Source organism: Acinetobacter sp. YT-02 (assembly GCF_002412355.1).
Lineage (GTDB): Bacteria > Pseudomonadota > Gammaproteobacteria > Pseudomonadales > Moraxellaceae > Acinetobacter > Acinetobacter towneri.
In genome coordinates, this window is the sequence record NZ_NOZT01000020.1 from 26217 (window position 1) to 38534 (window position 12318).

Sequence of the window (12318 nt, forward strand, 5' to 3'; positions counted from 1 at the left end):
CGGGTGTAGTTGTCGTTTAGGTTGACTGAATTTGTATTAAATAGGAAGCCAAGCCAATGGCTGAAACTGACATTGCTATGCCAGAATCAACAGCAGTTGATTCACGCCCAGCATTTGCAATTGTAGAAGAGCTCAAAACCAAATTTGGTGAGAACTTCTATGTGCAAACGACTTTTGAAGATTTTCCAACAGTCTGGGTTGAGCGCGCACGTGTACAAGAAGTTTTAATGTTCTTGCGTACAGTGTCACGTCCATACGTGATGTTGTTCGACTTGTCTGCGGTAGATGAGCGTTTGCGTACTCACCGCGATGGTCTACCTGCGTCTGACTTTACTGTGTTCTATCACTTGTTATCGCTAGAGCGTAACACGGACATTCGTATTAAAGTTGCGTTGAATGAGAGTGATCTCAATATTCCAACAGCAACCAACATTTGGCCAAATGCCAACTGGTACGAGCGTGAAGCTTACGATATGTTTGGTATCAACTTCGAAGGGCATCCAATGCTTCGTCGTATCTTGTTGCCAACATATTGGGAAGGTCATCCGTTACGCAAAGAGTATTCTGCACGTGCAACGGAATATACACCGTATATGCAGAACCAAGCCAAACAAGACTTCGAGCAAGAACACCTTCGCTTTGTGCCTGAAGATTGGGGCTTAAAGCGCGGTAATAAAGACGAAGACTTCATGTTCCTGAACTTGGGTCCTAACCACCCATCTGCGCACGGTGCGTTCCGTGTAATTTTGCAGTTGGATGGTGAAGAAGTGAAAGACTGTGTGCCAGATATCGGCTATCACCACCGTGGTGTGGAAAAGATGGCTGAGCGTCAAACTTGGCATTCATTCATTCCTTATACAGACCGTGTGGACTACTTGGGTGGTTGTGCGCAAAACATGCCGTATGTCATGGGTGTGGAACAACTGGCAGGCATTACTGTGCCAGACCGCGCACAATGTATCCGTGTCATGATGTCGGAATTGTTCCGTATCAATAACCACTTATTGTTCATTGGTACTGCAATTCAGGATGCGGGCGGTATGACCCCTGTATTCTATATGTTCGCAGACCGTCAAAAAATCTACGATGCGATTGAAGCTATTACGGGTTACCGTATGCATCCAGCATGGTTCCGTATCGGTGGTACCGCACACGACTTACCAAACAACTGGCAACACCTGATTCGTGAAATCTTAGAGTGGATGCCAAAACGTATGAACGAATACTACACTGCGGCATTACGCAACTCGGTATTCATGGGTCGTACGCAAGGTGTAGCGCAGTATGATGCGAAATCTGCCTTGGCTTGGGGTGTGACAGGTACTGGTTTACGTGCAACAGGTATCGACTTTGACGTGCGTAAATACCGTCCATACAGTGGTTATGAAAACTATGACTTCGAAGTACCTGTAGAGTACGAAGGCGATGCTTACGCTCGTGTACTGGTTCACTTCCGTGAAATCGAAGAGTCATTGAAAATCATCAAACAATGTCTAGATAACATGCCATCTGGTCCATATAAAGCAGACCATCCATTGGCTGTTCCACCACCAAAAGACAAGACATTACAAGATATTGAAACCCTGATTACGCACTTCTTAAGCGTGTCTTGGGGTCCTGTAATGCCTGCTGGTGAAGCATCTGTAATGGCAGAAGTGGTGAAAGGTGCATCGAATTACTACTTGACTTCAGATAAGTCAACGATGAGTTACCGTACCCGTATTCGTACACCAACTTTCACGCATTTACAGCAAATGCCTTCTGTGATTAACGGCAGTCTGGTATCTGACTTAATCATTTATTTAGCGACCATTGACGTCGTAATGGCAGACGTGGATCGCTAAGGGGTAAACGCATTATGATGATTTTGACTGATAAAAAGCCACGTGTGAATGTTGAAGGGATTTTGACTGCGGAAGAAATCCATGAAATTGAACATCACATTGGTCATTATCCGTACCCACGTGCAGCATCTTTAGATGCCTTGAAGTGTGTACAGCGCCGTAATGGCTGGGTAGATGATGCGCAGTTAAATGCGATTGCACAGCTTCTCACCATCAGCGTTGCTGATTTAGAAGGTGTCGCAACATTCTATAACCGTATTTATCGCCAGCCTGTAGGTCGTCACGTGATTTTATTGTGTGACTCGATTGCATGCTTTTTGATGGGTGCAGAAACACTGGCAGAAGCATTCCAGCGTGAATTAGGCATTCAGTTTGGTCAAACGACTGCAGATGGTCGTTTCACGTTATTGCCAATTTGCTGTTTAGGAAATTGCGATAAGGGTCCAACCTTGATGATTGATGAAGATACTCACGGTTTAGTTGAGGTGACATCGGTGCAACAGTTATTGGAGAAGTATGTATGAATACCGAACCAAGACCAATTTATGGTGACGGTAACCCAGAAACGCATCCATTAACTTGGCGTTTAAGCAAGCAAGAGCACGTGCGTAATGCAGATGATTACGAAGCACTAGAAGGTTATGCAGGCTTTAAGAAAGCGATTTCTATGCCGCCTAAAGATGTGCTTGAAGTCATTAAAGCTGCGACAGTAAAAGGTCGTGGTGGTGCAGGCTTCCCAGCAGGGATCAAATGGTCACTGATGGCGCCAAACGACAATTCAGGTCCACGTTACCTGATTTGTAATGCCGATGAGATGGAACCGGGTACTTTCAAAGACCGTTTGTTGATGGAAAAACTTCCACACCAACTGATTGAAGGTATGCTGATTGCTGCGTACACGCTTGAAGCTACCCACGGCTATATCTTTATTCGTGGCGAATACATCGAAGCTGCACAGTACTTAAATGAAGCGATTGAGCAAATTCGTGCCAAAGGTTATTTGGGCGAAAACATTTTAGGTACCAACTGGGGCTTTGAGCTATACGTGCATACAGGCGCAGGTCGTTATATCTGTGGTGAAGAAACCGCATTGATTAACTCGCTTGAAGGTCGCCGTGCTAACCCACGTACTAAACCACCATTCCCGCAAGTTGCAGGGGCATGGGGTCGTCCAACGATTGTCAACAACGTAGAAACCTATAACAACTTACCTGCAATCATGTTGCGTGGTGCAGAGTGGTATATCGGTTTATCTGCAGGTAAATCGAAAGACCCTGGCACAAAAATTTACGGTGCTTCTGGTAAGGTGAAATTCCCAGGTCTATGGGAGCTTCCATTTGGTACGACTGCACGTGAAGTAATTGAAGACTATGCGGGTGGCATGCGTGATGGCTTGAAGCTAAAAGCATGGTTACCGGGTGGTGCATCTACCGACTTCTTGGCAGCAGAACACATTGACTTGCCTATGGATGCAGAAAGCATCATGAAGGCAGGTTCACGTTTAGGCACGTGTTTGCTTATGGTGGTCGATGAAACCCAATGTATGGTTTCTGCAACCCGTAACTTAGAAGAATTCTTTGCGCGCGAATCATGTGGTTTCTGTACCCCATGTCGTGATGGTTTACCGTGGGCTGTAAAAGCACTCAAAGCAATTGAAAATGGCGAAGGGAAAGAAGAAGACATTCAACATCTTCAAGAACTCACCAAAAAATTGTGGATTGGTAAGACCTTCTGTGCTCACGCACCAGGTGCGATGGAGCCATTAATGGGCGCACTCAAATATTTCCGTGGCGAGTTTGAAGCAAAAGTGGCAAATAGCCGTCCTGCTGCTCAAGCTAGCAACGTAGAACAAGCTTAAGGAATTCGACTATGGCTACAATTCATGTCGATGGAAAATCGTACGAAGTCAATGGCTCGGAAAACTTGCTGCAAGCATGTTTGAGCCTTGGGATCGACATTCCGTACTTTTGTTGGCATCCATCCTTAGGTTCTGTCGGTTCTTGCCGTCAATGTGCCGTGACCCAATATGCGAACCCTGAAGATACTCGTGGTCGCTTGGTGATGTCATGTATGACACCTGCTGCTGACAATACCTATATCTCGATTGAAGACAAGGAAGCAACTGAGTTCCGTGCTTCAATTGTAGAGTTCTTGATGACCAACCACCCACACGACTGTCCAGTCTGTGAAGAAGGTGGTCACTGTCATTTACAAGATATGACTGTAATGACACAGCACGATCGTCGTCGTTACCGCTTTACTAAACGTACTCACTATAACCAAGAGCTTGGTTCGTTCATCGCGCATGAAATGAACCGTTGTATCGCGTGTTATCGTTGCGTGCGTTACTACAAAGACTATGCAGGCGGTACAGACTTTGGTGTCTATGCCAACGCATCACGTGTTTACTTTGGTCGTCCTGAATCGGGTACTTTGGAATCTGAATTCTCAGGTAACTTGACTGAAGTCTGTCCAACAGGTGTATTCACCGACAAAACTCACTCTGCGCGTTATAACCGTAAGTGGGACATGCAGTATGCGCCTAGCGTATGCCAAGGCTGTTCTTCAGGTTGTAACATCTCTCCGGGTGAGCGTTATGGCGAATTGCGTCGTGTAGAAAACCGCTTTAACGGTGAAGTCAACCAATACTTCCTATGCGATAAAGGTCGATTCGGTACAGGTTATGTGAACCGTGAAGATCGTCCACGTCAGCCTCAGTTCCGTAACGGTGCGAGCGTAGAAACCGTTTCTGTAGATGCTGTACTTGATACGATTATTGCCAAAGTTCAAGGCAAAAAAGTTTTGGGTATTGGTTCACCGCGTGCATCGCTTGAATCAAACTTTGCTTTGCGTGAGTTGGTTGGCCAAGACAACTACTCAACAGGTTTATCGCAAAAAGAGCAAAACTTGGTTGAACTTGCAGCTTCAATCATGCAAACCGAAGGGATTTACAACCCGGGTATGCGTGAAATTGAAGACTACGATGCTGTGTTAATTTTGGGTGAAGATTTAACCCAAACTGCACCACGTATGGCGTTGTCTGTTCGTCAAGCGGCGAAAAACAAAGCCAAAGAAATGGCGGCAGAGCGTCGTACGCCAGATTGGTTGGCTGAACCTGTGCAACGTATTGCGCAAGATGCAAAATCACCAATTTACATTTTGGCTGCAACGCAAACTCGTTTAGCTGATGTCGCAACAGGTGAAGTGGTTGCTTCTCCAAATGATATCGCACGTTTAGGTTTTGCCATTGCTGCTGCGGTTGCAGGTGACGTGATCACAGGTTTAGATGACGATGCGAAAGCATTTGCACAAACCATTGCTGACACGTTAAAAGCTGCGAAAAAACCATTGGTGATTTCAGGTACAAGCTTACAAGAAGCTGCCATTATGGAAGCGGCTGCACAAGTGGCACAAAACTTGGGTGAGAACGCAGGTTTAACCCTAACTGTGCCAGAAGTGAACTCAATGGGCTTGGCAATTTTAGGTGGTCAAAGCTTAGAGCAAGCATTTGCACAAGATTATGATGCTGTGATTGTGGTTGAAAATGACTTATACCGTCGTTTACCTGCGGCACAAGTTGATGCCGCTTTGGCAAAAGCACAAGATGTAATTGTGCTTGATCATGCTGAAACAGCAACAGTGCAAAAAGCCAACATCGTACTTTCTGCAGCAAGCTTTGCTGAGGGTGATGGTACTGTAGTGAGCCAAGAAGGTCGTGCTCAACGCTTCTTCCAAGTGTATGACCCAAGCTACTACAAACCTGAACTAGCAATCAAAGAATCTTGGCGCTGGTTACACGCACTTGAAACAGGCTTAAAAGGTAAAGCAATTTCTTGGACTGTTTTAGATGACGTGATTGAATCTGTTGCGAAAAATATTCCAGCACTTGAAGCAATTCAGGATGTTGCACCAGATGCAGGTTTCCGTGTACATGGCTTGAAAGTTGCGCGTGAACCACGTCGTTACTCAGGTCGTACTGCAATGCGTGCGCCGTTATCTATTCACGAGCCAAAACAACCGACCGATGTCGATTCTGCATTAACTTTCTCTATGGAAGGTTATGTTGGTAACCAAACACCATCGGCACTTGTACCATTTGCATGGTCTGCAGGTTGGAACTCACCACAAGCTTGGAACAAATTCCAAGACAATGTGGGCGGTCACTTAAAAGGTGGTGATTCAGGCATTCGTTTATTCGATCGCTTAGCAAAACGTCCTGCACGTAGCTATGTGGCACCAGCACCTGTGCTAGCTAATCCTGAAAGCTTCCGTTTAATTCCAATGCATCACATTTTTGCATCGGGTGAATTTACGGTGAAAACACCTGCAATGGAAACGCGTATTCCTGAAGCTGTATTTGCTGTAGGCACTCAAGATGCGCAGCGTTTGAATGTACAAGATGGTCAAACAATTACCGTACAAGCAGGTGAAACGTCTATCGTACTGCCAGTACAAGTGATTGAATATTTACCTACAGGTTATATTGGCTACCCAATTGGTCTTGCACCAACGGTATCTCTTGCAGAGCCTGTTTCAGTCGCGGTAGGAGTGTAATTCATGCAACAAGAATTAATCCGTCAGACGCCGCTGTGGGCTGAGAACTGGCCAATTGCCTATTCAGTCATTCAAGCGATTGTCATCTTACTGGTTGTGGTATTGATTGCTGCACTCATGTCTTTTATTGAGCGTCGTTTACTGGGCTTATGGCAAGACCGTTATGGTCCGAACCGTGTAGGTCCAGGCGGTATGTTCCAGATTGTTGCCGACATGCTGAAAATCATGTTCAAAGAAGACTGGACACCAAAATTTGCCGACAAACTTACGTTCCGTATGGCACCAGCAGTTGCAATGGCAACTGCGGTACTGTCGTTCATGGTTATTCCTGTATCACCTTATTTAGGTGTGGCAGACATGAGCATTGGCCTGTTGTTCTTTATGGCAATGGCAGGTATCGCAGTGTATGCGGTGTTATTTGGTGGTTGGTCATCAAACAACAAATACGCATTGCTTGGTGGTTTACGTTCAGCCGCTCAAACCATTTCTTATGAAGTGTTCTTGGGTATTTCACTCATGGGTGTGGTTGCTATTGCAGGCTCATTCAACATGCGTGAAATTGTTGAAGCGCAACGTGATGTTTGGTTTGTGATTCCACAATTCTTAGGTTTCTTGATTTTCGTGGTTGCAGGCGTTGCGGTAACTCACCGTCACCCATTTGACCAACCAGAAGCAGAACAAGAATTGGCTGAAGGTTATCACGTCGAATATGGCGGTATGAAGTGGGGGATGTTCTTCGTTGCAGAATATGTCAACGTGGTACTGATCTCTGCGCTTATCGTGACTCTATTCTTCGGTGGATGGCTAGCGCCGTTTAACCTTGAAATTCCATTCATTCCAGCAGCTTTCTGGTTCATTATCAAAACAGCATTCTTTGTGATGATGTTTGTCTTGGCTCGTGGTTCTTTAATGCGTCCACGTTATGACCAAGTGATGAACTTTGGTTGGAAAATTTGCTTGCCATTGGCGCTTGTTAACCTTTTGGTAACTGGTGCTGTGATTCTTATGAATCATTCGGCCTAAGACAGCAGGGAGAACAATATGTTTAAGTTTCTAGCTGGGTTTGGGTCAATTGTACGTTCACTGTGGATGGTTTTCTCGCACGTGACACGTAAACGTGACACCATTTTGTATCCGGAAGTACCAGCCGAAGAAATTGTACCTCCACGCTTCCGTGGTCGTATTGTGTTAACACGCGATCCAGATGGCGAAGAGCGTTGTGTAGCATGTAACCTCTGTGCAGTTGCTTGTCCAGTAGGTTGTATTTCACTGCAAAAAGCAGAACAGGAAGATGGTCGTTGGTACCCAGAGTTTTTCCGTATCAACTTCTCACGCTGTATTTTCTGCGGTATGTGTGAAGAAGCATGCCCAACGACTGCAATTCAGTTAACACCTGACTTCGAGTTAGGTGAATATGTGCGTCAAGACTTGGTGTATGAGAAAGAACACTTACTCATTTCAGGTCCTGGTAAATATCCTGACTACAACTTCTACCGTGTAACGGGTATGGCTGTTACAGGTAAAGACAAAGGTCAAGCGCAACGTGAAAGCGCACCTATTGATGTACGGAGTCTATTACCATGATGTGGCCGTTTTACTTGATGGCACTCGTGGCCATTGTTTCTACGGTTCGTGTAGTGACTAACGCGAACCCAGTACATGCTTTATTAAGCTTGATCGTGTCATTACTTGCGGTTGCAGGCATGTTCATGATCGTGGGTGCACCATTTGCTGGTGCCTTAGAAATCATTGTTTATGCGGGTGCGATCATGGTCTTGTTCGTATTCGTGGTGATGATGCTCAACCTTGGTCAGCAAACTGTTGAGCAAGAGCGTAAATGGTTGACTTCATCAACTTGGGCATACCCAGCTTTGATGAGCTTCCTAATTGGTTTGGTTTTAGTGTGGTCATTAAGCTCAGACTACACTGCACCAAGCGCGCTTATGGGCACCGAAATGGTGGGTCCAAAAGCAGTGGGTCAAGCACTCTTTACTCAGTACTTATTGTTGGTTGAAGTTGCCGCAATGTTATTACTTGCAGCTTTGGTTGCAGGCTTCCACATCGGTAAACGTGAACCAAGTGCAGAAGAGGAAAAAGAATAATGGGCAACATCCCTTTAGAACATGGTTTGATTGTCGCGACCATTCTTTTTGCACTCGGTTTTTACGGTGTGATGGTGCGACGCAACCTACTATTTATTTTAATGGGCCTTGAAATCATGATGAACGCTGCGGCATTGGCGTTTGTCTTGGCTGGTAGTGCATGGGTACAACCAGATGGTCAGATCATGTTTATCTTGATCTTGACACTTGCTGCGGCAGAGGCGTGTATCGGTCTTGCGATCGTCCTTCAGTTCTATCATCGCTTCCATCATTTGGATGTGGATGCTGCTAGTGAGATGCGCGGATGAGTTATTTATATCTAACAGTATTGTTTCCGCTCATTGGTTTTATCCTTTTAGCGGCAGGGCGTAACAACTTACCTGAAAAAGTTGCTGCGATTATTGGCGTAGGTTCAGTGGGTCTGTCTGCATTATTTGCGCTAATTGCAGGCATGGACTTTGTGAACAACGGTTCGGTTGCAACGACTCAACATTTATGGACTTGGTTCAATGTGGGTGGTTTTGCACCTGCGTTTAGCTTGCACTTAGACGGTTTATCTTTGCTCATGCTGGGCATGATTACAGGCGTGGGTTTCTTAATTCACATCTTTGCATCATGGTATATGCGTGGTGAAGAAGACTTTGCACGTTTCTTCTCTTACTTCAACTTGTTCGTTGCGAGCATGTTGTTGTTGGTACTTGGCGATAACTTGGCGTTATTGTTCCTAGGTTGGGAAGGTGTAGGTTTGTGCTCTTACTTGCTGATTGGTTATTACTACCAAAACCCTGCAAACGGTTTTGCAGCAATCAAAGCATTTACCGTAACACGTGTGGGTGACGTTTTCCTACTGATCGCGTTGTTCTTGTTGTATCAACAATTTGGTACGTTGAACACACAATACATCGTAGAAAATGCAGCCAATGTAATGACTCAAAGCTCGTCGATCACCATTTGGACAGCGTTAATGTTGTTCTTGGGTGCTGCGGGTAAATCTGCACAAATTCCGTTGCAAACTTGGTTAGCCGATGCGATGGCAGGTCCTACACCTGTATCTGCATTAATCCACGCTGCAACCATGGTAACTGCGGGTGTTTACTTATGCTGCCGTATGTTCAGCGTATTTGAACTTGCACCTGAAGTGATGTTATTCATTTCAATTACAGGTGCTGTGACCTTGCTAGTTGCTGGTTTTGCAGCATTGGTTCAAACCGACATCAAACGTATTTTGGCTTACTCAACTATGAGTCAGCTGGGTTATATGTTTATGGCAGTTGGTGCAGAAGCATACCAAGCGGGTCTATTCCACATGTTAACTCACGCATTCTTCAAGGCATTATTATTCTTGTCTTCTGGTGCGGTGATTTTGGCTTACCATCACGAACAAAACATTTTCAAAATGGGTGGCTTGTTCTACAAGAACAAATTCCTATTTGCATGTTTCGCAATTGGTGGCGGTGCATTGGCAGCGATTCCATTCTTGACCATTGGTTTCTTCTCAAAAGACGCTATTTTGGCAGCAGTTTGGACGCAAAGTCATATCGCAGGTATTCCGCTATATAACACCTTATATTGGGTGGGTGTAGCAGGTGCATTCTTAACGTCAATTTATACATTCCGCTTAATTTGGGTTGTATTCTTTGGTAAAGAAAACACACCGTATCACGAGATCAAAGGCGCAACTTACTGGTTCCCATTGGCAGTGCTTGCAGTACTTTCAACTGGTTTAGCGATTGTATTAAAAGCACCAGTGATGAGCATTCTTGATGCTGCAAAAATCCCAGCATTTGTGATTCCTGAAGCATTAGAAGCAGGCGCACATGGTGCAGAGTATGTTGCAATTGGTGTGGCTTTGGCTGGTTTAGCAGTAGGTGTGGTGTTATTTGCCTTTGCTTACAATGCTGTAAAAGGTTTTGCGCAAACTTCATTGGGCGCAGGCCTTGCCAACATTTGCCGTAATGCACTTGGTTTCGATGCGTTGTATGACATCGTATTTGTAAAACCATTCTTGCTGATTGCCAAACTATTAGGTCGTGATCCAGTTGATGGTATGTGGTTGGTACTGCCTGCACTGGTGAAAGGTGGTCATAGCTTCACAAGTTCACGTCAAACAGGTTCATTGCGTGAGTACGCATCAAGTATGGCACTTGGTGTGGTGGTCTTACTAATGATCTTGATCGTGATTCAGGTCGTGGGGAAATAAGATGGATACTCCAAACAATTTAATTCTACCCGCGCTGATCCTTGTTCCGTTCATTGCAGGTTTTATTTGCTGGTTGGTCGATAAACTCGACGATAAATTACCGCGTTACATTGCTTTAGTGGGTATGCTCGTTACTTTGGGCTTAACTGTCGCATTGTGGCAAGGAGCTAGCTATAACTATGAATTAGGCGCTCAAGTTCCAACTTGGTCGGCTGAATTTATGTTGCCTTGGATTCAAACCCTAGGCATCAACATTCACTTAGCGGTGGATGGCTTATCTTTACTCATGGTGGGTTTAACCGCATTACTGGGTATTTTAGCGGTAGGCTGTTCATTTGGTGAAATTCAAAAGAACGTTGGTTTCTTCCACCTTAACCTTTTATGGTCTTTGGGTGGGGTAATTGGTGTATTCCTTGCGATTGACTTGTTCCTGTTCTTCTTCTTCTGGGAGATGATGCTTGTACCAATCTACTTCCTGATTGCGTTATGGGGGCATAAAGGTTCAAATGGTCGTTCACGTGTTTACGCTGCAACCAAATTCTTTATCTACACGCAAGTTGCTGGTTTAATCATGTTGATTGGTATCTTAGGTCTAGTGATCTATGGATACATGATGTCAGGTACTATTTCATTCAACTACAACTATTTATTGGCTGTAGCGAATACACTTGACGCACAATTACCAGCAGTCGCTTATGCCTTCATGATCTGTTTATTCATCGGTTTTGCGGTAAAACTTCCAGTTTTCCCATTACACGGTTGGTTACCAGATGCACACGCACAAGCGCCTACAGCGGGTTCTGTCGACCTTGCAGGTATTTTGATTAAAACTGCGGCATACGGTTTATTACGTTTCGTGATTCCATTCTTCCCAGCGGCTTCTGCTCAGTTTGCAGACATCGCCATTATTTTGGGTTTAATTGGGGTGTTCTACGGCGCGTGGTGTGCTTTCCAGCAAACCGATATGAAGCGTTTACTTGCCTATACCTCAATTTCGCACATGGGCTTCGTATTACTTGCAATTTATGCAGGTAATATCCTGACTTACCAAGGCTTAATGATCATGATGTTGGCACATGGCTTGTCATCTGCTGCATTGTTCATTATGTGTGGTCAAATTTACGAGCGCGTACATACACGTGACATGCGTTTAATGGGCGGTATTCGTGGTCAATTCCAATACCTTTCATTCTTCCTGATGTTCTTTGTGGCTGCGTTAGTCGGTATTCCTGGTTTAGGTAACTTTATTGGTGAATTCCTGATTTTGATGGGTTCATTTGAACAGTTCCCAGCCTTCACAATTATTGCGGCAATCAGCTTAGTTTTTGCAGGTGTTTACGGTTTAATCCTGATTCACAAAGCTTTGTTTGGTGTACCAAATGAAGAGCAAAAACAGCACTATGCAAATCCGTTAAAAGATTTAAATGCACGTGAAGTTGTGATTCTTTCAATTTGTGCGCTGGGTCTAGTATGGCTTGGTCTGTATCCACAAACCTTCCTTGATATTTCAAATTCAAGTATGGCGTGGTTAGCAAATAGCTACATCCCAGTTCAAGAAGTAGTTGAAGTTACACAAGAAGTAACAGCTCAACTCGAAAATGTGGAGATCCAATAAGCC

10 protein-coding genes are annotated in these 12318 nt (G+C 44.8%); all 10 read left to right on the forward strand.

The features are described from left to right. Positions 1 to 56 precede the first annotated feature (56 nt). From nuoC to nuoM, 10 genes are read left to right on the forward strand one after another with little or no spacing between them, the layout of a single operon-like run. Positions 57 to 1844, forward strand: coding sequence for an NADH-quinone oxidoreductase subunit C/D (nuoC, locus tag CF596_RS07380; RefSeq protein ID WP_004975450.1), 1788 nt, complete (start codon positions 57 to 59; stop codon positions 1842 to 1844). Positions 1845 to 1858: 14 nt separating this feature from the next. Then, positions 1859 to 2368: an NADH-quinone oxidoreductase subunit NuoE gene (gene nuoE, locus CF596_RS07385; protein WP_004975451.1), complete on the forward strand. Its 510-nt coding sequence runs from the start codon at positions 1859 to 1861 to the stop codon at positions 2366 to 2368. Further along, complete coding sequence (gene nuoF / locus CF596_RS07390) at positions 2365 to 3702, forward strand: NADH-quinone oxidoreductase subunit NuoF (RefSeq protein ID WP_004975453.1); 1338 nt, start codon at positions 2365 to 2367, stop codon at positions 3700 to 3702. The genes nuoE and nuoF overlap by 4 nt, the downstream gene beginning before the upstream one ends. A gap of 11 nt (positions 3703 to 3713) precedes the next feature. Beyond that, a complete protein-coding gene (nuoG, locus tag CF596_RS07395) occupies positions 3714 to 6398 on the forward strand; it encodes an NADH-quinone oxidoreductase subunit NuoG (protein ID WP_096901799.1) in 2685 nt (894 codons plus the stop codon). A gap of 3 nt (positions 6399 to 6401) precedes the next feature. After that, a complete protein-coding gene (nuoH, locus tag CF596_RS07400) occupies positions 6402 to 7421 on the forward strand; it encodes an NADH-quinone oxidoreductase subunit NuoH (RefSeq protein WP_004975457.1) in 1020 nt (339 codons plus the stop codon). 18 nt (positions 7422 to 7439) lie between these two features. Beyond that, positions 7440 to 7982 (forward strand): NADH-quinone oxidoreductase subunit NuoI, encoded by a 543-nt coding sequence (gene nuoI / locus CF596_RS07405; protein WP_004975460.1) that lies wholly within the window; start codon positions 7440 to 7442, stop codon positions 7980 to 7982. After that, positions 7982 to 8500 (forward strand): NADH-quinone oxidoreductase subunit J, encoded by a 519-nt coding sequence (gene nuoJ, locus CF596_RS07410; protein WP_171062597.1) that lies wholly within the window; start codon positions 7982 to 7984, stop codon positions 8498 to 8500. The genes nuoI and nuoJ overlap by 1 nt, the downstream gene beginning before the upstream one ends. After that, positions 8500 to 8808, forward strand: coding sequence for an NADH-quinone oxidoreductase subunit NuoK (gene nuoK, locus CF596_RS07415; protein WP_004975463.1), 309 nt, complete (start codon positions 8500 to 8502; stop codon positions 8806 to 8808). The genes nuoJ and nuoK overlap by 1 nt, the downstream gene beginning before the upstream one ends. Further along, entirely contained in the window at positions 8805 to 10700 is a 1896-nt protein-coding gene (gene nuoL / locus CF596_RS07420; RefSeq protein ID WP_096901802.1) for an NADH-quinone oxidoreductase subunit L, read from the forward strand. The genes nuoK and nuoL overlap by 4 nt, the downstream gene beginning before the upstream one ends. A gap of 1 nt (position 10701) precedes the next feature. Then, entirely contained in the window at positions 10702 to 12315 is a 1614-nt protein-coding gene (gene nuoM, locus CF596_RS07425) for an NADH-quinone oxidoreductase subunit M (RefSeq protein ID WP_004975471.1), read from the forward strand. Positions 12316 to 12318 lie beyond the last annotated feature (3 nt).

Coding starts and splice junctions, on each gene's coding strand:
- nuoL (WP_096901802.1), top strand. CDS start 8,805: ATGAGTTATTTATATCTAACAGTATTGTTTCCGCTCATTGGTTTTATC.
- nuoJ (WP_171062597.1), top strand. CDS start 7,982: ATGTGGCCGTTTTACTTGATGGCACTCGTGGCCATTGTTTCTACGGTT.
- nuoE (WP_004975451.1), top strand. CDS start 1,859: ATGATGATTTTGACTGATAAAAAGCCACGTGTGAATGTTGAAGGGATT.
- nuoI (WP_004975460.1), top strand. CDS start 7,440: ATGTTTAAGTTTCTAGCTGGGTTTGGGTCAATTGTACGTTCACTGTGG.
- nuoF (WP_004975453.1), top strand. CDS start 2,365: ATGAATACCGAACCAAGACCAATTTATGGTGACGGTAACCCAGAAACG.
- nuoG (WP_096901799.1), top strand. CDS start 3,714: ATGGCTACAATTCATGTCGATGGAAAATCGTACGAAGTCAATGGCTCG.
- nuoC (WP_004975450.1), top strand. CDS start 57: ATGGCTGAAACTGACATTGCTATGCCAGAATCAACAGCAGTTGATTCA.
- nuoK (WP_004975463.1), top strand. CDS start 8,500: ATGGGCAACATCCCTTTAGAACATGGTTTGATTGTCGCGACCATTCTT.
- nuoM (WP_004975471.1), top strand. CDS start 10,702: ATGGATACTCCAAACAATTTAATTCTACCCGCGCTGATCCTTGTTCCG.
- nuoH (WP_004975457.1), top strand. CDS start 6,402: ATGCAACAAGAATTAATCCGTCAGACGCCGCTGTGGGCTGAGAACTGG.